Source organism: Paenarthrobacter sp. NPDC089307, assembly GCF_040685055.1.
Taxonomy (GTDB): Bacteria; Actinomycetota; Actinomycetes; order Actinomycetales; family Micrococcaceae; genus Arthrobacter.
In genome coordinates, this window is the sequence record NZ_JBFBHE010000008.1 from 41,178 (window position 1) to 60,665 (window position 19,488).

The 19,488-nt window shown below is 60.2% G+C and carries 17 protein-coding genes and 1 pseudogene; 5 read left to right on the forward strand and 13 right to left on the reverse strand.

What is annotated here, in order from left to right; genetic code table 11:
- Window positions 1–329 precede the first annotated feature (329 nt).
- The 5 genes from AB0N72_RS18800 to AB0N72_RS18820 all read right to left on the reverse strand — a co-directional run bounded on the left by AB0N72_RS18800 (window position 330) and on the right by AB0N72_RS18820 (window position 4,008).
- Window positions 330–869 (reverse strand): hypothetical protein, encoded by a 540-nt coding sequence (locus tag AB0N72_RS18800; RefSeq protein ID WP_363933911.1) that lies wholly within the window; start codon window positions 867–869, stop codon window positions 330–332.
- Window positions 870–1,059: 190 nt separating this feature from the next.
- The gene (locus AB0N72_RS18805) at window positions 1,060–1,632 is read right to left on the reverse strand and encodes a recombinase family protein (RefSeq protein WP_363933913.1); all 573 of its coding nucleotides are present in this window, start codon (window positions 1,630–1,632) and stop codon (window positions 1,060–1,062) included.
- A complete protein-coding gene (locus AB0N72_RS18810) occupies window positions 1,629–2,483 on the reverse strand; it encodes a nucleotidyl transferase AbiEii/AbiGii toxin family protein (protein ID WP_363933914.1) in 855 nt (284 codons plus the stop codon). Before AB0N72_RS18810 ends, AB0N72_RS18805 begins: the two co-directional genes overlap by 4 nt.
- Before the next feature lie 577 nt (window positions 2,484–3,060).
- Window positions 3,061–3,723: a hypothetical protein gene (locus AB0N72_RS18815; RefSeq protein ID WP_363933916.1), complete on the reverse strand. Its 663-nt coding sequence runs from the start codon at window positions 3,721–3,723 to the stop codon at window positions 3,061–3,063.
- 111 nt (window positions 3,724–3,834) lie between these two features.
- Window positions 3,835–4,008 carry a hypothetical protein gene (locus tag AB0N72_RS18820; protein ID WP_363933918.1) on the reverse strand — a complete coding sequence of 58 codons (174 nt, stop codon included), beginning with the start codon at window positions 4,006–4,008 and terminating at the stop codon, window positions 3,835–3,837.
- Between the two features lie 304 nt (window positions 4,009–4,312).
- On the opposite strand from AB0N72_RS18820, the gene AB0N72_RS18825 reads away from it, so the two are divergent.
- Window positions 4,313–5,431: a hypothetical protein gene (locus AB0N72_RS18825; RefSeq protein ID WP_363933919.1), complete on the forward strand. Its 1,119-nt coding sequence runs from the start codon at window positions 4,313–4,315 to the stop codon at window positions 5,429–5,431.
- A gap of 286 nt (window positions 5,432–5,717) precedes the next feature.
- Window positions 5,718–6,182 (forward strand): annotated as a pseudogene (locus AB0N72_RS18830) (recombinase family protein); the annotation flags it as partial.
- On the opposite strand, the gene AB0N72_RS18835 reads toward AB0N72_RS18830, so the two are convergent.
- Window positions 6,130–7,377 carry an ATP-binding protein gene (locus AB0N72_RS18835; protein WP_363933921.1) on the reverse strand — a complete coding sequence of 416 codons (1,248 nt, stop codon included), beginning with the start codon at window positions 7,375–7,377 and terminating at the stop codon, window positions 6,130–6,132. The pseudogene AB0N72_RS18830 and the gene AB0N72_RS18835 sit on opposite strands and share 53 nt — an antisense overlap.
- 82 nt (window positions 7,378–7,459) lie before the next feature.
- Between AB0N72_RS18835 and AB0N72_RS18840 the strand changes: the two genes are divergently transcribed.
- The gene (locus tag AB0N72_RS18840) at window positions 7,460–9,430 is read left to right on the forward strand and encodes an SIR2 family protein (RefSeq protein ID WP_363933923.1); all 1,971 of its coding nucleotides are present in this window, start codon (window positions 7,460–7,462) and stop codon (window positions 9,428–9,430) included.
- A 476-nt stretch (window positions 9,431–9,906) separates the two neighbouring features.
- A complete protein-coding gene (locus AB0N72_RS18845; protein ID WP_363933925.1) occupies window positions 9,907–10,131 on the forward strand; it encodes a hypothetical protein in 225 nt (74 codons plus the stop codon).
- A gap of 671 nt (window positions 10,132–10,802) precedes the next feature.
- Here AB0N72_RS18845 and AB0N72_RS18850 read toward each other — a convergent pair.
- The 4 genes from AB0N72_RS18850 to AB0N72_RS18865 form a co-directional block, all read right to left on the reverse strand.
- The gene (locus AB0N72_RS18850; protein ID WP_363933927.1) at window positions 10,803–11,066 is read right to left on the reverse strand and encodes a hypothetical protein; all 264 of its coding nucleotides are present in this window, start codon (window positions 11,064–11,066) and stop codon (window positions 10,803–10,805) included.
- Between the two features lie 47 nt (window positions 11,067–11,113).
- Entirely contained in the window at window positions 11,114–11,968 is an 855-nt protein-coding gene (locus tag AB0N72_RS18855; RefSeq protein WP_363933929.1) for a single-stranded DNA-binding protein, read from the reverse strand.
- Between the two features lie 5 nt (window positions 11,969–11,973).
- Window positions 11,974–12,231 (reverse strand): glutaredoxin family protein, encoded by a 258-nt coding sequence (locus tag AB0N72_RS18860; protein WP_363933931.1) that lies wholly within the window; start codon window positions 12,229–12,231, stop codon window positions 11,974–11,976.
- 856 nt (window positions 12,232–13,087) lie between these two features.
- Entirely contained in the window at window positions 13,088–14,437 is a 1,350-nt protein-coding gene (locus AB0N72_RS18865; RefSeq protein ID WP_363933933.1) for a ParB/RepB/Spo0J family partition protein, read from the reverse strand.
- Between the two features lie 445 nt (window positions 14,438–14,882).
- Here AB0N72_RS18865 and AB0N72_RS18870 point away from each other — a divergent pair, with 445 nt between their 5' ends.
- Window positions 14,883–15,695 (forward strand): hypothetical protein, encoded by an 813-nt coding sequence (locus AB0N72_RS18870; protein ID WP_363933935.1) that lies wholly within the window; start codon window positions 14,883–14,885, stop codon window positions 15,693–15,695.
- A 1,170-nt stretch (window positions 15,696–16,865) separates the two neighbouring features.
- Here AB0N72_RS18870 and AB0N72_RS18875 read toward each other — a convergent pair.
- The 3 genes from AB0N72_RS18875 to AB0N72_RS18885 form a co-directional block, all read right to left on the reverse strand.
- Entirely contained in the window at window positions 16,866–17,885 is a 1,020-nt protein-coding gene (locus AB0N72_RS18875) for a DUF4192 domain-containing protein (protein WP_363933937.1), read from the reverse strand.
- A 381-nt stretch (window positions 17,886–18,266) separates the two neighbouring features.
- Window positions 18,267–18,863 (reverse strand): recombinase family protein, encoded by a 597-nt coding sequence (locus tag AB0N72_RS18880; RefSeq protein ID WP_363933939.1) that lies wholly within the window; start codon window positions 18,861–18,863, stop codon window positions 18,267–18,269.
- A 215-nt stretch (window positions 18,864–19,078) separates the two neighbouring features.
- Window positions 19,079–19,456, reverse strand: coding sequence for a MerR family transcriptional regulator (locus AB0N72_RS18885; protein ID WP_363933941.1), 378 nt, complete (start codon window positions 19,454–19,456; stop codon window positions 19,079–19,081).
- Window positions 19,457–19,488: the final 32 nt, after the last annotated feature.

A 19,488-nucleotide genomic window follows, 5' to 3' on the forward strand; every position in this document is an offset into this window, starting at 1 on the left:
GTTGCCGTCGAACCGTGTCGACGGGGCTGGCTTCTTTTCAGCCCTGACGACACACACTTGGCGCGCGGGGCCAGTGTAGACAAGGCACAGGAACCGTGAGCGCGGGAAGGGTTCTCAAAGCGGCAGGGGGATTCACGTAAGGGTACTCCCAGCGATCACCCAAGACCCGCCAGTCAGCCCACACCGGGAACGACAAAAGGGACCCATGAACCGGCATGACCGAGTCGCTTCCGACCTCACTAAGAAGGGTTTCTTTGTCCCTCCACCGCGTCCGGAAGACAGTGGCTCTGCGGACACTCCAAGCGCCCTTTAGGGATCGTCAGTGGCTGTCAGTGGCACTGGGCCTTGGCTATCAAATAGTTGGTTCGGAGCCCATCCAGCCCTTTGAGCTGAGTCTGGAGAGACTGCATCCGGGCAGTGGCGGCCACAATGGCTGCAGTGTCCCCGGCGCTCAGCGCCTTGTGGGTATCGGAGAGCGCGTCGATGGTCTGGACAGCCAGGACGATGATTTGGTCGGCATACTGGAGGGCCTGAGTACATGGGTAGGGAGTCTGGACCACAGTCTTGGTCTGGGTGACGGTCTGGGTCGTCGTCACGGTCGGAATCGGCCTGGCCGACGCCTCGGAGGAGGCGGCGCCGTACCCGTTGTTGTAACCGATGGTCGTCCCAGTAACCGTTCCCAGGGCGACCAGCGCGAGAGATGCCAGCAGCACTATCGCAAGGATCCGCCGTGGCTTGCTCTGGGTCCGCGGCTGAGCCGGGTCCTCATCTATGGGTGCGGGTGGGTAGGGCGGCAACGGAGGCTGCCAAGGGGCCTTCGGCCCCAGGGCGTGGTCGCTCATTTGCTGCCCGCTGTGCTGCTCCTCCACGAGCTGCCCCCAATCCAAAATGTGGTCTTGCTTTGGTGCATTTACGCTCGCATGCAGCCGAACCCGCGGGCAACACTTGCCTGTACTCGTCTTTGGGACGCGCCCACTACGGGGTTGGAAGAGGATACGCAGAAAGGGGCAGCACCAAGCGCTATCGCCGGCCACCGCTCACCCCTGGTGAGTATTCTGCTTAGCCTGCTGTCTGCTGCTTTCGCAGGGCTCGGCTGACGCTCATCCGACCAACACCGAGTACCTGTGCGATTTCCGTGATGGGTGTCTTCTCCGCGTGCATGGTGCGTGCGGCGTTCACCTGAGCTGCGGTCATGGTGGAGGGCCGGCCACCTACGCGGCCGCGAGCACGGGCTGCTTCGAGTCCGGCCCGGGTGCGTTCAAGCATCCTGCTGCGTTCGTGTTCTGCCAGCGCGGAGAAAATGTGGAAGATCAGCCGGCCGTCTGCGGTGGTGGTGTCGAGGAAGCTCTCGGTGAGGGACTTGAACTGGATGCCTCGTTGGTCCAGTTCGGTCACGATGCGCGCGAGGTCCGCGGTGGAGCGACCCACACGGTCCAGCTTCCAAACCACCAAGACGTTTCCGGGCTGGAGGAAGTCCAGGCACCGCTGCCACTCGGGACGTTCCTGCGTGGAACCGGAGGCGTAGTCCGTGAAGGTGCGAATGACTCCGGCCCGGTTCAGGGCGTCGTGCTGCAGCTGAGGGTTTTGCTCGGCGGTACTGACGCGGGCGTACCCGATGAGATTCGCGGTCACCTCGATTTGTCCTGTTCGACGCCTCGCCCGTTGGCCTGCTTTGTTGCTGCGGCTGCAGGGGCTTGGGATGGTGGCCGCAGGGCCTCACGTGGCGATCCCGGGTAGGAGGCGTGCACCAGTTTCAAGACTTTTTCCATACGGGGATCCACGACGGCCGTCTGTTCCTGGTTCTTCTGGACCGGGTGCTGTCCAAGTGTCGGGGGTTTCGTGCGCAGCTGCTCCGCCCATCCGCTGAGCCGGGACTTCAGCTGTGCCAGTTCCTGCTCTCCGACACCATATTCCTCCACTCGTCGTGCGCTGCCCAGCCGATTGATTTGATCGAGCTGCCCAGCGAACATCTGCACGTCGAAACCCGGATCACGATCCACGGCAAGTTCGAGGATCTCGTCATCACTGAAAGGCCCCGATTCCCTGATGGCGTCCAGGTCGAGGTAGTCGCGGACTTCGGCCCGGCTGTAGACGGCCGAAACCTTGCTTGCAACGGCATCGGGAAGACTCAGAACCGGGCCTATGGACAGCGTCACTGGCTCTTCTGAGCGCCAGTCAACGGCAAGGTCGACTTCGACCCTTTGGCCGGCTGACGATGTGACAGTGAACTTCGCATACTGCGGGGCATTGCGGTCTTCCTGGACTTCGAACCCACGCTCCCGCAGGGTGGCGGCGAGCCTCTTGGTGGATTCGGCAAAAGCCTCTGGGCTGGTTACAGATGTGAAGAGATCGATGTCCTGTGTAGGGCGGTCGATGATGCCGTGTTCGCGGATGGCACCGGAGCCAGCCAAAGCGAACCCTCCCCCCGCCAGGGAGTCCAAAGCCAGACGGGTGACTTCGCGCTGGTAATCAAGCTCCGCCATTACGCCTGCTGCGCCAGCTGGGGAAACCTGTTCGCCCACAGGTCCCTGCAACGGACAGGAAGCATTAACTGACTCCACATCCGGACAAGAAGGGCAGCATTGAGAAGTTCTTCCTGGTCCTGTCGTGCGGCTTCCCGCAAGATGGCCTGGTAAGCCTTGATAACGTCCTCCGGCTCCCCTAAGTCACACTCAGCCCTTGGTCCCCAATAAATCCGCAGCGGCAGGGTCAAAATGCCTTCCGCTGGGCCGTGAAGATCTTCCAGTCGCTCCGGCACTTCGTAAGGGATCACGTCCTGTATCAGGACCCTTGGCTCCTTGGAGTGGTCCCCCGCCTGCCGGGGCTTGAGGGTAGGCATTGGTCTCTCCTTTTGGCGCGGCGGATGTTGCCGCTGCGCTCAGCGTAGCAAGAGTGCACGAAACTCAATACAGTTCGGCATTGTTCATGTTCCAGTTTCGTGCAGCGTTTCGTGCAAAAGGCGCTGGTGGGATTCTGCTAAATGACGCGAAGCCGATGATCCCGGCTCGGAGCGTTTGCCAGGTGCACGAATACGAACGAATAAAGATCTTTGCCGAGCGGCTACTTCGACGCACTCTCGTGCAGCCATATTGCTCGGTCCAAGTCCCGCGGTTCAACGTTCAGCTTCGCGGCTGCTAGCTCGAGGAGCTGCCGCGTTCGCGCGGGAGTCAGTTTGCTGTCATCACCGAGGACCCGGGTGAGGTAGCGCTGCACCATCACGTCCGGTTTTGTCTCGGCACTGACTCCTGCATTCATGATCAGGTATGACCAGGCAAGCGCGCCAAAACCTTTGACTGAAAGCCAGGCTGTCTTTGCGGAGGCACTTCCGTTGGTCGCGGCGGTTCGGAGTTCTTCGGTACTCGTTATTGGAGTGTCCAAGGCTGCGAGTTGGGCGAGGCCCTCGTAAATGCCATCAGTCCGCAACCGGCTTGTACTCGGCAGCTTGCTTTCGTTGCGCAGGACGTCACGGGCGAAGTCTGCAGGACCGCCAGCACTGTCCATGGCCTTCATTAGGTCTGTGCCACTGTCGGTGTCTGCCGTTGGGCGAAACGCCCGGTACCGGGCAAGCACATTCGTCGCCGCGGCCGAACTAGCCCGCAGGGAATAGGCGGAGTTCAGGGCACAAAGCGCAAGAGAGTCGCAAAACTCCACCGGGGCACTCCAACCGGAAGGATCGCCGAGATCCTCAGCGATGGCCTTCATGAGGAGATCCAATTCAGTCATGCCCGGATCATATCTGGCGCTTTCGACCGCAGACGCGCCTCTAGCCCAAAAGAAGCCGAATATGGCAAGGGCTGGCAGATTGCCCGCCCTTGCCATGTCGCCTGACTAGGATCAGCTCTGGTGGTATGAGATGGGGTTTTGGGACTTGCCCAGCTCCACCTTGCCTCCGACGCGGGGATCGCCTTCCAAAAGGTCGCCCACTACCTCCAAGCGATTGCCGTGCTTGATCAGACCCCGCATTGTTGCTAGGGCAAGGATGGTGCCAGAGGGATCGACTATGCGCACTTCGTCCTCCTCAATAGCTCTGCTGGCCTTCATCACCCAACACCCGCGACCCGCTTCCCACGCGTCACGTTCACTCATGTTCGGCCTGGCCCCTACCCAGGTCCGCCCAAGAGGGTCGTTCTGTACATCCTGCTTGTGGCCCAACTTGATCTGCAGCACAAATACTCCCTTAACTCACATACTCGATAACTTGTTAACAAGTATACAGGTAACTAAGTACTGGTCAATTCATATGCGCAAAGTCAGGACCCACCCCACATGTAATCTGGCATTGGCATCAATCATCACTCATTGGGGGACCCTCTTGACCGAAAACATACCGCCAACTTCGCCGGCTCCCACGACCAACTCGAACCAGGCACCAGAGCAAGGTCCTTATGTGCCGGCCGTTTATGGCCAGCAGCCATACCCGCAGCGATTCGCGCCACAGTACGCACCCGCGCCACGCCCGGGTCTCCCCGACATGAAGGTGCCGGGCCGCAGAAAGGCGGCAGGGATTGTTGGAATCATATTGGGTGTTTTGTTTCTCCTTCCAGCCTTGGTGATGCTCGAGGATACGCACTTAGGCTTCATGGCCTTACTGATATTCCTAACGGCGTTCGGCAACATCACGGTGGGCATTCTGATACTGGTCAAGTTTGGTGCTAGGACCAAGTGGGCCCCAGTGACCCTGTTGAGTACGTCAGGGACGGCTGTCATGCTCGGAATTATCGGCCCGTTGCTTGATCTATTCAACTTCGCGCTGCTCATCATCACTTTGCCCCTCGCGATTCCCATCGCGCTCCTTCTGGGGTCGGACCTTGCCAAACAAAAACGCTTGGTAACCCCGCACCGAGCCCTCCATTTCCCTGCAGGACCCTACAAACATGCACCTGAGACATACGCGCCGACTCCAGCGCCCCACACACCAAACGCTTACGCTCTTCCTCCCGAAGCGCCGCGCGCTACCGCACCGCGGCTCCCTGAACGTTCCGGCGGGCCTGCACCCTTCCAATTGCCGGCAGCTGCAGGTCGGAGCCGTATAAGCGCCCCGTGGTGGTGGGCCATCGGAGGCGTGGCGGCAGTTTTGATTTTCGCAGGCCTATTGCTCGGGAGTGTCTTCTCTCAGCAGGGAGCCAATGCAGACGCTTGCACCCTGTACGAAAAGGCGAACAACGATCTAACATCTGCCATTGAAAGCCAGAAGGCAGGAATCCTAAGCCAAGCGGACGTTCGCGCCGAATTCAAAGGATTGCCAGCACGCATCAAGGCGGCCGCCGACATGGCTCACGGGGATGTTTTAGTGGAGATGCAGGAGTCGTATAGGTACGCGGCCACCTATCAAGCATCTCAAACGGAAGACAACGGCAGGGCCTTCTTCCTGCAACAGAACTCTGTCATTGACGCCTGCAAAGACGCTGGCACACAGATCAATTTGGATTAGCTAGGCTCATATGCGGCCAGCAAAGGACAAGACAGTGAGTTTTGGCAGCGCCCCCTGACGAGGATCCCTGAACTGTCCTTGTACGCTCAGGGATCGTTGATCGGACAGTCGGGACCGGGAGTTGCATGCGCTGAATTGTGCGAGCACTGCACGCAATCTCAGACTGGGGCCTCTCCCCACCAAGGCTCAGTGACTACGACGCTGTAGCCAGCTCCCAGCGCAAGGCGAACCTGGCGCAGAAGGCGCACTCCCTCTGTAACCCAGCCAGCGTCGCCTGGGCCCGAAAGTGGTAGTAACCAAACTCGACCGCCTGGCGCGGTCCCTTGCCGATGCCAGGGACATCGCCGACCAGCTGACGGCAAAGGGCGTTGTTCTTAGCCTTGGCGGCAGCACTCATGATCCGAAGGACCCGGTCGGTAAGTTGCTATTCAACGTTCTGGGCATGGTTGCGGAATTCGAGGCGGACCTGATCCGGATGCGTACCCGTGAAGGAATGGCCGTAGCGAAAGCCAAAGGGCGGCACCAGGGCAAGCAGCCGAAACTGTCCAAGACGCAGCGGAAACACCTTCTTATGCTTCATGATGCGGGGGAGTACACCCAAGCCGAGTTGGCGGAACTCTTCGGCATCTCCCGGACCACCGTATACCGCGAACTCCAACGCCGCGCGCTGCACAACCGCCACTTAATAAACGGGCAGGCTAAGATCCTGGCCGCTCGATCAAGTGGAGATTGGAAATTCCGCCCTGGTTGACGCAGTCCCTGGCGAGCTCGTAGGTATGCTCGTGAAAGTCGTTGTCCGGTTCCCGTGCGGCTACCGTGGTCTCCACCGGAGTGAATCGGTGCAACGGGATAGTCGCATCTGCGTAAATGAAACCTGAGTTGTCGCGGGTGAGGATTTCCAGCGGTCTGGATCCTGCCCATTCGATCCCGACTCTAACGTCATACTCGTCGTTTCCTGTTGAATCTGCTGTCGACCTGATGAGCGCCATGAAATCTGCGATGGATGCTTCTATACCGCGGCTTTCGACTTGGTGACCCTCGAAGTAGTCGCCGCTGGTCACCCGGTGCCCTCCAACTGTGGCTGCCAGAGTCACCGATCCGTCGTGGTGGATGCTGACCCACGCCTGTTTCCACAGCGCGCGATCATCTGTTGCCGTATTAACCGCGACCCACCTGCGGAGTCCTGGGCGGGGGTTCAGGCGATCAACGCTTTCTAATGGATGGATGCCGTTGCTGCCCGCATAACTTAGGGCTAATGGTTCGGCGTTCTTGAGGATGAGGCGGGCATCTTCAAGATCCATTCGTCCTAAGAACCTGGGAACGCGTGGGTGGGCGACGGCTATAATCCAGGCCCTTCCAGTGGTTTTCCTTCCGGCCGCCGCTTCGTCGAACAGCGCTTCCAAGGCCTCGGATGCGTGCCGCCGCTGATCGAACCGTGCCCGGTACATCACTTCGATCTGTCGTTCCTTCATCCACACTGTGTCAGCGTCATTGCGGATTGGAGCACCAAAGAGGTAGTTGCTGTAGATCAGATGTGGGCCGTCAGTGCTGGCGGGAACTTCAACGACTACGGCACGGTTCTTCGCGGATTCAGTACCGAGGCGGTACATCTTCAAACCGAACATCGGCGGTGTGATTGCGGTTATGGCAGCGCTACGTAAGGCTCTTTCGTAGCCCTCATCAAAGTCACCTACATCGGTGCGCTCAGTTGCAGCCTTCTGTGTCTCGTTCATGCCGTAAACGATCAAGCCACCACCGTTATTTGCCATGGCGGCCACATCTTTTGGGAAGTCACTTTGCGGCAATGCCTTCTTAGCCGGTAGTTGTGACTTCCAGTCGAGGTCATGCGTCTCGGCTGTCCCGAGTTCTGCTGCCTTATCCAACAGTGCATCGGTCACGGGCTGTGGACCGACGCCTATGGCCCGGTGGAGAGAAGTGAAGTCCATCCCCCAAGGATATGAGGGTGCAGGTGCGGGACACGTTTTGTTGGTGTGGTTCCGCGCTCCTATGCCTAGCTATGGTGATTCCATGACGACCACCACCGTTGACGAGGACATACTGCTGTCACTTGCCTTTTCCCTGAAAGCAAACCCAGGGGCATACGCAGTGCTCCTTGGCGCTGGAGTTTCTGCCCCGAGCGGAATCCTCACTGCCTGGGGTGTAGTGACCGATCTGATTTCTAGGGTTGCCGTCCTTATAGGAGAAGACGAACCTCAGGATCCTGCAGCTTGGTACGAAGCTCGTTTTGGTGAAAAAGCCCGGTACGAGAATTTACTGGAAAAACTGGCGCCCTCACAGCTTGAGCGACAACGGCTGTTGCGTGAATACTTCGAACCGGCCGATCCTGACGATGAATCAGAGGCTAGAAGGCCGACGTTGGCACACAGGTCGATCGCCAAGCTAGTCAAAGCCGGGACCCTGCGGGTGCTGGTCACACTTAACTTCGACAGGCTCCTAGAGCAGGCCATCAGAGAAGAAGGCATTGAGCCAACAATCGTTTCGTCAGCGGGCGACGTAGCGGGGCTGGCTCCCCTTCACACCTTGGAATGCTGCATCGTCCATCTCCACGGGGACTACCTCAACCCGACTTCCATGCTGAATACGACAGCAGAGCTCGATGTCTATGAACCGGAAATGTTCGAGCTCCTCCGGCGCATCCTTCGCGACTACGGACTGATTATCGCCGGCTGGTCAGCTACCTATGATCCCGCGCTAGTGGACGCCATCAAAGCGAATTATCCTTCCCGGTACACCATGATGTGGGTTGAGCCCGGCTATCAGTCCCCATTAGCGGCAGAATTCCGGCAGCTAATGAACGGCTACCTGGTGCCCCTTGATGCCGACACGGCTTTCGGGCGCATCGCAGATTCCCTTGCCGCCCTAACGACTCGTGCCTCGCGTCACCCCCTTACTATCTCCGTAGCTGCGGAGACAGCCAAGAGAGAACTGTCCGGACGCTGGGTTGCAATCCGTTTACACGACACACTGTCTCAAGAGTTCGACAGGCTTCGCCGCGTCCCCGAGCTCAATTTGGGGGACAATCCAACCGAGGCGGAGGATGGTTACCTGGCTATGGTCGCCAGGGTAGAAGAGGCCTGCAAAGTACCGGCTGTTTTGACTGCAACCCTTGCATATTGGGGAGGCGATGACACGGACGGCTGGTGGCTCGAAGAGCTTGATCGATTCTCACATCAACAGAGAGCATCCGGCCTAGTAAAACTACTTCGAATGAACCGCATAGCAGGCTCTATCCTGTATTACGCCGCGGGTATTGCAACCGTCGCTTCCAAGCGCTATGTCCTGCTACGACGCTTACTATCGCGGGAGGTGCCGAGCCATCAAAGGAATGAGGATGAGCTGCTGGCAAGCATTTTCGGCACGGATCGGGCTCTGGAAAACGCGTCTCCGAGACTCTACAGATTTCTCCGTCCAATACTTCTCGAAGCTCTAGCCATCAGCTCCGAAGCCCTGGAGGATGCCTGGCAGCAGTTTGAAATACTTCGAAACGCCAAAATTGTAATGGCCAACAAGAGGTTCCCCGATGCGTTGGCAGCGCTCTCGGAGGTAGAAAGTGATCTTGGCTTCGAGCACAGCGACGTCGGCGCGGTGCAAGCAGAGACACTGAGAACACGAGATGAAAGACTGCAATGGATTGGCCAGATGGGCGACATTTGGAACGTACACCTGTACGCCGTCGATAGGCGCCTAAACGAACGGTGGCATGTCCCAGTTGCTCAGCAAATCATCAAAGAACTTAATGCCCAAGGCAATGCGCATCCTCTGGTCCGGGCTGAGCTGGGACCAAATGCGCACGAGCTAGCCGACGCAATCCGGGGAGTGAGCTCGTTCGCAGGGCACATTGCTAACGAGCTGACTTGGAAACGACTTCACGTCGGAGGAAACCGGGTGGGAGCAGGCTTCCTGCCAGACGAACTTTGGATTGACACCGGCATGACAGCTCAGGAAAACGCCGAGCACTACAGGGCCGGCGCACCTTGAGCTGGGCCACGCCCGCCTGACCCATTGGCGATGGACAGAAGGGCGGATGACGGTCCTGCGCGTAGGGGTGCTGGGCGGCGGTTCATAGATCGCTGATAGGTCGCAATTGAGGGTGATCAACGCCGTCGGGCTTCATGATCGGGGACCTGTGTCCGTCCATGAAAATCTTGTAGTACACGGTGAGGACCATACCTGTGCCGCTGAGTGATCCGGCCCGATAACTGACACGGGGCAGGTTTCCGCCCTGCCTCCGCTTGTTCGTATTCTGCGGATATTGCACTGATGAATGCTGTCAGGCCTTCGCTTCACGCACGGCTCCGGCCGCCACTTAGGGTGGTCTGGCGGATGCTCAGCCATCGTGGCGCCCGCGGCAGCAAACAGAATCGTCGAAGCGGAACCGAAGGTGCACCGAAGGCTTAGCTCGCATGCACGAAAAGGAACGATTCCGTGCACATCCTCCTGAGTAAGGTGAGGAAATGAATCCACCAGCATCGCCCGGACACGGAAACCGTGGCCATCACAGGCACAGGTGGCTGCGGTTGCTGGCTGTCGTGTTCAGTATTGCCGCAGCTGGGTCGCTCGTGCTGGTCGCTACGGATCTGTTGATCGGCCGCCCACCTGTAGGTGACCTGTTCATCGCGTGCCTCAACGCTCTGGCAGCAGTGGTGCTTTGGCGAGTATCCAAACAGGCGCGCACATAATTCAGGTTTCCGCGCCAGCGCCGCTTTCGTGTAGCGACGTCCGTAGCCGGCGTTCGGTGCTCGTCAGTCGCCATCGGCGTCTTCCTCCGCCTCGCGTTTTTGGATTAGCGGTGCTAGCGGTTCATGAGGAAGAACCCCACGGCGACCGCGATAATGACGACACCCGCAACGATCTCGATCACGTGATCTGTCCGGTTCCTGCGAGCCATGCGTTGGCCCCACCCGGTAGAAGACGTGTCGGCTATTTGCTCCCATGCCTGCCTGCGAATTTCGGCATCATTGGCAGCTTTGGCTACCTCTGTGTCGTTCCAGGAAGGTGCGTTCCGGCCTGCCGGTCCATCCGCGGTGCAAACCTCTCGGATGAGCATCCTGAATGAATCATCCCTGGCGCTTCCACGTCTGGCAAAGAACGGTGATTCGTAGCGAGCATGTCGCGTCTGCACGTAGTCATACAGTTCCCCTGCAGCTGGTGTCAGGAGTCCTCGCAGCCGTGTGTCCACTTGCTTCTTCATCGTCAGTTATCGTCTTTCCATAGGTGGTGTCGGCGTCAGCTTAGTAATTGGCTCCGACACCATAAGGGTTTAGAAAGGTGACTCGGCGTCCGGGCCGTTGCCCCAGCTGCCTCCGCTGGTGGTTTTTGGGTATCTGGGCGTTCCCTGATGAACGGCAGATCATCGGTGGTCCTCTTTTGCGGCGGTTTCGGCGCGGGTGCGTCGGCCTGGGCGAAGTTCGCCAGGTTCGACACCTGGCCATTTCCGGCCTTCGTTGTACTTGCGTTGGAGCCGTCGCAGTTCCCTGCGGGCAGCTGCTTCAACGAAGTCAGCGATGGACACGTAACCTTCCTCGGCGCCAACGGCAGCGACAGCGGCGCGGATCTGCTTCAGGTCCTCTTCGGTGAAGTAGGAGCCCTTTTCCCTACCCTTCGACCTAGTCATGGCTGGCCATCGTCCCTTCACAGCTTCCGGTAGTGCATGACATCGGTTTAGAACGGTGGTTCGGAGTCGGGGCCGTTGCCCCAGGAACCGGCGTTGGCTGACGGGTTCGTGGCCCACGGGTCGTCCTGCCGGGCGGGCTGGCCGGTGTTGCCCTGGTTGCCGAATCCTCCCCCGTTTCCGCCGCCCTGGTTGCGGTTTACTTTCGCATTTGCGTAACGCAAGCTCGGGCCGATCTCGTCTACCTCGAGTTCAATGACGGTGCGCTTTTCGCCCTCTTTGGTTTCGTATGACCGAGACTTCAACCGGCCCGAGACGATGACGCGGGTGCCCTTGGTCAGGGACTCGGCAACGTTCTCGGCCGCTTCCCGCCACACACTTGCGCGGAGGAAAAGCTTCTCGCCGTCCTTCCATTCGTTGGACTGCCGGTCGAAAGTCCTGGGCGTTGAAGCGATCGTGAAGTTCGCGACGGCGGATCCCGACGGGGTGAAACGCAGCTCTGGGTCTGATGTCAGGTTTCCGATGACTGTGATCGTGGTTTCGCCGGCCATGATGGTTCCTTTTCCTCGTGCGCTGCTGGTGTTCTCGGTGTGTGGTGTGGTTTCGTTCTGAGGCTCGGTGTGGACTGCTTGGTCGTGGGTGAGGTCGTTGGGCTGGTGCTGGTCTGCGGTGTGTTCGTCCCAAAGGCCACCGGGGCCGATGGGGGCGTGGTTGATCGCTTCCAGGTACCGGTCGTCGCCTTCTTTGTAGGGGGCGGCGTAGAAGCCGTCATACAGGTCGATGACTTCGGGTTCTATCGGGTCTGGGTTGATCGTGCCGCTGGGGTTTCCCTGCCGGAACAGGTCCACTTCCAACGGGATCCGGGGGCTGATCGTGAACCCGTCCACCGGGTGCGGGGTGGTCATGGTCCTTACGCTGCCTTGTGGGTCATGGCTGCTTGGACGAGCTTGTCACGGCGCAGTCCGGACCAGTGGTCCTGGTCATCGGCATTGTTGACGACAACCGGTGCCTGGGAGTAGCCCAGCTCGGTGGTGATGTATTCCAGCGCTGCCGGCACTTCGGTGATGTCCACGGCCGTGTACGTGATGCCCTTGGAGTCGAAGTATTCCTTCGTCCGGTCGCAGTTGGGGCACTGAGGCTTGGTGTAGACCGTGTACGCGGTGGTCATTACTTTTGCCCCAGAACGAGGAGGTAAACAACGGTGCCTGCGGTGCGGGTAGTAGTCATTTTCAGTCCTCGGTTTCGTATCAGTTTGGTTAGGTTCGTCTGGCTGACTTGCTACTACTATTCTAACGCTTATTCACCTGAATAACTAGGGTTTTTCCGCGTATTCTAGGGAACTCTTACCTTGTTTTGGTAACTTTTTTTGGTGATTTCGGCGGCTGGTGTGTTTTGGAAGATCGCGGGTAGTAGCCCTATGGAACTCCCCCGACCTCTTTGAAAGCTGCCCCTGGGCGTTGGGGTTCCTGTGCCCTTGCGTGGTTCCCAAAGGATTCCCCAGTGTGTCGTCCCGGCTGAAAAGAACTGTTCCCCAGCGGTGGTGGGCCGGCGGCGGGTGGCTTGGCCCATGGGGAAAGGGCGCGGGTTTTGGGTTAAACAAAGCAGGACCGGCGCGGGCCGGTCCTGCTTCGCTCTCCTCGGACAAAGGAAATCTGTGGTCAGTTTAGCCGATCCTGCCGGCGTTGCCAGACTGGTGTTCGCTGGGTTTGCGGCGTGCCGATCCCCAAAGGAGTAGGCCGACGACGAGCGCCGATTCCGCCGGTGATCAGTTGTCGGGTACTGGTGGCTTGGTCATGTTGACTACTCCCGCGTGGTGGGTCGATGGAGTAGCCGGGTATGGGTCCGGCGCGGCTTTCGGTGGGCAGGTGCCTGGTGGCGTTGATTGGCGGTCCGCCGCTGGTGAGTGGTTGCTGTGGTTCGCCCTGGGCGGCGGACCGCCCGCCGTGTGGAAGGTTCCCTGCCCTGCTCGTGGTGGGTGGCCGGGGGGCTTGCCGGGCGGTGGATTTCCGCCCGGCAAGGGGTTCTTATGCTGCTTCTTCCTCGGCTGGCTTACCGCTGTCGAGGATCATTTGTTCGGTCTCGCTTGCGGTGTACCCCCATGCGACCAACTGGTTCAGGTAATCGCGGTGGGTTTGCGACGGCGACCGCCATGAGTCCTTGGCAAGGGTCTTCTCGTACCCGGCGCACACCAGTGCGATCAGTGAGAACTCAGGCCGGGCAGTGGTCTTGGCGACGTGATCCCGCAAAGGGTTCCATCCCCATGACTTCTCGCCGTCCGCCTTCGCACCAACCATGTCAGCGGCTACTTCTCCGTCGTAGGTCCGGGCGATGTCGGTGTGGTGCGTGAGCGCATGCGCGGTGAAGTACTGCCAACCCTTCGGTGCCTGTTTCTTCGCCAACAAGGTTTTGACGAACTCCCGACGCACGGTCGTGGCTGATTCGGCGGCTTTGTTGTTGGCGATCAGGGTTTTCCGTTCGGCCTTCTGCTCCTCGGTCATCGGGCCTTTCTGGACGTTACTGCCGCCGTCGTAGCGTTCATACTTGGGCGTAAATCCCAGTGCCTTCCAACCGGTGATCACAGGCTTGGCCGTGTGCTCGCCCCGGTAGTCGGTGGAAACAAAGGCAGCGTTCGCGTCCTCGTCGGTGGCCGGTTCGCCGTCTGCCCGCTTGGCTGCGGAGACGAAAAGGTTTTCTTCGTCGCCGTAGTGCCCGGCGTAGTCGACGATGGTCTTGCCCTCAGCTTTCAGCCCCTCGATCAACGCGGTAAGGGCCGCTTGGCGTGCCCGGTCGTCCCGGATTTGCTGGGCGACGTGGAACAGCTGGTCGGGTTCGTCCATGAGGACTGATTCAAGGTCGGCCGTGGCTTCCTCGTCGCTTTCGAACTCGGCCATGATCAGGGCCGTTTCGATGCTCCATCCTCTGTCCAGGGCGGCGGTCCCGGCCACGGATGCTTTGGCTTTCAAAGCTCCTTCGACGGCGGCCTTTTTCCGTCCGGTCTTCTTGGCGATCGCTGCGGCTGAAACGCCGATCAGGGACAGCTGGTGGTAGGCGTCGGCTTCGTCCGCTTCGGTCAGTTCGGCGCGCTGGATGTTCTCCACCACCTGTGTGACGATGCGTTCGGCCTCTTCCGGGCTGCTGATGATCATCACCGGGATCAGGGGCCGATGGGCTTCGATGGCTCCGAGGGTGCGGCGCTGTCCCATGAGGACGTGCACCGTCCCGTCGTCCTTGCGGTGCGCGATCACCGGTTCCATCACTCCGTGTTCCTTGATGCTGGCGATGAAGTCAGCTGTCAGGACCGCGTCTTTGCGGACGTTGATGTCCACCGTCAAGGTGGTGGGGTCGATCATTTCGAGCGTAGGTGCTGCGTTCATGGTGTTGCTCCTTCTTGTCCGAGAAGTTGGTGGGTGGGGCGGCAGTGGTGACCGGCCAGCTTCCCCTCTCCCCCGTTGTTTTTGGCTGCTGGCGAAGCTTGCGGAGCTGTGGCCGGCGGAGGCCTGTCTACCCTTGGGCAAGGTGTGGGAAATTCCCGGAGGAAATAAGCGACGCAGGAGCGCCGTAGGGAAATTCATGCACCGCAGGCCCCGGAGCTTGCGGAGGGGCTAGACGGGGTGGAGCGGACACGTACAATCCGTCAGGACAGCAGCCAAAACAGGAAATGCACTTCTACAGCCCGAGCGAAGCGAGGACCGTTTTACTCGTCATTGTCACGGGTACTGCGCCGGAGGAGACTTGAGGCGACGGCCTATCATCTCGGGCTGCCCGCGGGGCCACTCCGCTGCGGGGCCCCAGAGGACCTTGTAGCGGCTTGGAGGATTGATGAGCTCCTTGAAACACCTCGAACTGACCCATCAACGGTCGCGCCATCTCTTGCCGCTGGTGGTTATCGCACTGGTCGCAAGTCTCGGCGGGTGCGAGTATGAACCCGACGACATCCCCCTCCCCTCCGCCAGTATTCCGACCACGAAAGCCAGTTTTCAGACTACGGATGCCAGCGGCATCCCACCGCTCCCTGAGATCGGCGTCGTCGCCGCCGGCACATACCTCGTCACCAGCTTCACGAAGCCTTTCGAGATCACCGTCCCGGACGGCTGGTCGGGCGGCGAACTCGGCGTAGGCAAGGAGGACCCGGATCGGCCGGGTAAAGCGGCGGTCTACGTGGGTTGGTGGCCCTCCGATCATGTGCCGACGGATGCATGCGCGTGGCAGGACGCACTCGTCGGGGTCAATCCGTCGGCTGAGGCCTTCGTCGAGGCACTGACGGCGCAGAAGTCCACGGCGAGCACACCTCCCGTTAAGGTCGTGGTGGGCGATTATTCCGGCTTCGAGTTCGACCACTCCGTCAAGGGCGACGTGGACATCACAGCCTGCGATAGCGGCAAGTTCTGCGTCCACTCAGAAACGTTGTACCAATGCACTCGCTGGTACTCGAGTCAGGATGAACGCGAAACCTACCGGGTGGTCGACCTGAACGGCCAACGCGCTATGTTCTGGGTGGCCCAATTCCACCCACCCGCCCAAGCGGAGCTGACGAGAGAGGAGTGGGTGGCAGTCCACGCACCCATCAATCCAGAGCTGACAAGAGAGGCACGCGCCGTTTTCGACTCGATCGTGTTCAGATCCGACAAGTGACGCTCTGATGCGATAGGCGGTACCGCCCCGGGCGACGACTCCTCCTCACCTGGGTGACTTGAAACCTCCTTGCCTCGAAACCCAAGGGTTTCAAGACGCATACTGCCGCCAGATCTCTCGGGGTGGTTAGACCCAGGCGGTGGAGCGGACACGTACAATCCGAAGGACAGCAGCCAAGAACGTCGTAGACACAAAAGGCTAGGGTGTCCGGAGCCCTGCGACGGCGCGCGCCCTGGACCCAACAGCCGGCCACGAAGTGGACGCCCATCAACTGGTTGAAGCGCAGCGGAAACCAGAGCGAGCCCCGCGAGTCTGTGCTGAGTCGGCGGACGGGCTGCCCGTCCCCCGCTGCCTTGGGATTGGGCCTAGTGACGAAGGAGCGCCGAAGGGAAATTCACGGCACGCAGGCCCCGACGAAGGAGGGGCTAGACGGGTCGGAGCGGGTACGTACAATCCGAAGGACAGCAGCCAAAACGTCGTAGACACAACAAGGGTCAGGGCGTGCAGGAGCTCTGCGACGAAACGGCCTGGCCCCAACAGCTGGCCACGCAGCGAAGCGGAGAGGACGCCCTTATGGGTGCGAGCCCTGCGAGCTGGCTTTTATCTGGTCCCCTCCGCTCCAAGGTCAATGCAGGCGCGGGCTAGCCGCGCGCACCAAGTGAGCGGCAACGGGCCTGTCGCAGGAACGGCGGTCCGCCGCCGCAACACCGCCATGAGCCGGCCACCTGCGGCAGACCGTCCGGCCCCGGAATGGCGGAAGAGCCGCCACCAAGTGGTGACGGCTCTTCCTGTTTTCCCTCAGCAAAAGGAAATCTTCGGGTGCAGCATCGTTGCTGCATGGGCTAGATGTCTTGCGGGAGCTTCTCCCAAGATATGTCCACGACTACGGTGCTTGATTTTGCGGTGAGCATGCTCAGTTCCAGGATGTCTTCGGTGTGCGTGTTCCAGAGGGTGCGTCGTCTTCGGTGAGGACGAAATCGTGGCTCATGGGTTTGCTCCCTAGCATTGGTGGAAACGGTGGTTCCTCCACTGTAGCCCGACGTTAGGAGTGGTGAGTGGTGTGGGGCTTCGCCCGCGCAGCGTTCTCGGCGGCCGGCGGAGCGCCAGCGGGGGAGGCCGCCGACGCGCAGTGGGCCGGAACCGTTGTTGGTTCCGGCCCACTGCCCCGGGTTAGCCCTTCCTGTAGCCGGTAGATTCGTCGGCCGCGACGGGGGCGATCTTGCCGTGGCTGATGAGTTCTTCCATTAGTTCAGCGAGCCGGTACCCGGGCACGTCCTCCAGTGCGGCCGTGAAGTGCTCCGCTGCGACCGAGGATTGGCCTTTGAGGTAAAAGAGCCATCCGATTACGGTCAGCAGCGGAGCCCGGTAGGTCTCCGGTGCTGCGGTGATCAGTTCCCGGCAGGTTTCCTGGGCACCGTCCACGCGGGTCCAGTCCGGGGTGATTCCCTCCCCGACGAGCAGGTACCCGCTGCCGTCGGCGGTGGTGCGTTCGGGTTCGATCACATTGCACATCAGCAGGTCCCGCAGGGAGGGGTACTGGAAGCAGGCCAGCAGCTGCACGGCTGATTCCTGGCTGATCCGTCCGCTGCATGCAATGGCCTCTGACCAGAGTTCGCGGGCGTTGATCTCTTCGCTGTATTGCAGCACGTGCCCGGCGTATTCGATCTGTTCGATCGTGTCGGCGGGACCGTTGAACGGCGGGTAACTGGTGCCCGGGGCGTTCTTGTAGCTGCTGCCGCGGAAGATCATTTCTGCGTTCAGCTGCCCGTCCGTGATGGACTCCAGCGACTCGATGGGGCAGCACTGGAGGTCGTCGCAGAGCAGGTTGTTCCAGTGCTCGGAGGTCACCAACCATGCATCCCTGAGCGGGACCCCCGAGGCGTCGAGGGTCTCGACGATCGCTTCGACATGCCCGTTGAACGGCCGGGGTTCTCCCGCGGTTGCGGGCTGGTCGGTGTAGATGGCCAGCACGGCGGCGTTCGCCACTGTATCCAGTGCGAGGTAGTCAGCCATGGCCCGGGCAAAACCGGCCGTGTTGGTGTCCTTGGGGGCGTCGACGCGCAAGGTGGCGCCGAGCATGTTCCCGCGCATGGTGATGAACACGAAGGATTCACGGGGTGCGAAGCCAAGAGTGTGCGGGATGAAGCTGAGGATGTCGGCGGGGCTGCTGATGCGGAGTTCGTTCGTCAAAATTCAAGTCCTTTGCTGAGGATTCGGTGGGTGGGGCGCTCGTGGTGAGTGGCCAGCTTCCCCTCTCCCCCGTTGTTTTGGCTGCTGGCGAAGCTTGCGGAGCTGTGCCCGACGGAGGCCTGTCTACCCATGGGGCAAGGGCCGGGGAATTCCCGAAGGAAATCAGCGATGCAGGAGCGCCGAAGGGAAATTCACGGCACGCAGGCCCCGACGAAGGAGGGGCTAGACGGGTCGGAGCGGGTACGTACAATCCGAAGGACAGCAGCCAAAACAAGAAAAACGCTTCTACAGCCCGAGCGAAGCGAGGTCCGTTCTGCAGCGCTCGACGCTGCACTCTGTCACCGCACATGGACGGTGCCAGGGGGATTGCTTGATAGAGCGCTACAAGGAGGTTTTCTGGTCGGTGAGTGCTCGTGAGCGTCTGTAGAAGGTTGCCCGTGACATTCCCAAGTCGCGGGCAACCTGCGCAGCGGGGTCGCCGGCTTTGACCAGTTGGATAGCGCTTCGGATCTGGCTGTCGGTAACCCGGCGGGGTCGGCCGCCGAGGTCCCCGCCAGCTTCTCTGCGCTTGTTGATGGAATCCGTGACGCGTTCGCGCCTGATCTCGTGTTCCATCTGGGCAAGGGCAGCCATGACCGTGAACAGCATCGAGCCCATCGGAGTTGCTGTATCGACGTCTCCTCCGCCCAGGTTCAGAACGCGCAGCCCGGCACGCCTGCTACGGAGTTCATCGGCCAGGGCCAGCATGTTCTGGCTGGATCTGCCCAGTCTGTCCAAAGTCGTGATGACAAGGGTGTCCCCTTCGATCAGTGCCTCGATTGCTCGATCAAACTGAGGTCGTGAAGCGCGGGTTCCGGAGACGCCATGGTCGATGTAGAGGTCGTCGCGTCGAACGCCGGCGGCCAGAATATCTGCCTGTTGCCGGTCGGTTGACTGCTGCCGTGTCGAAACTCGCGCGTAACCGATGAGTTTTGCCATGGCCTGCCTCCACGTGTCGCATAACTAAAGGCCAGTATGCCGATTCAACGAGCAGGTTTCGAGACATAGTTACGAGAATCATTGGGCTCTTGAAAAGTTGTACCTCTCCCGGAAATCCAGGTTAGCCCGGACGTCGGTATGAGACGTCTCGTATCCGAAGGGTTTGGAGGCAACGAAGTTACGAGACACTGGGACTCCGCGAATCGTCTCGAAGGTCACACTCGCGCGAGCAAGTCTGAGTGGTTTGTCCGCTGCAGGAAGTCAATGACGGCATCACGACTCTTTTCCAGGCAAACGATCCTGTTCTCCACGACGCGCAGTTCCCTGGCAAGTTCTTCTGCCAGGGAGCGGTTGCACTCGTTTGGTTGATCCTGAGCCGCAGGAGCTTCGATGTTGAGGACGATCTTGATCATCCGCGTTGACAGGCCGGCTTCTACAAGAGCGCGAACATGGCGGGCATGCTCAGCCTGCTCGTCGGAGTAGTCGCGGTAACCGTTGGTCGAACGGGACGCCTGAATGAGCCCCTGCTGCTCGTAGTAGCGGAGCATCCTCGTCGGTGCGCCCACCTTCTTGGCAACCTCCCCGATTTTCATCGCCCACTTCCCTTCTCTTCCGTCTCCGATTT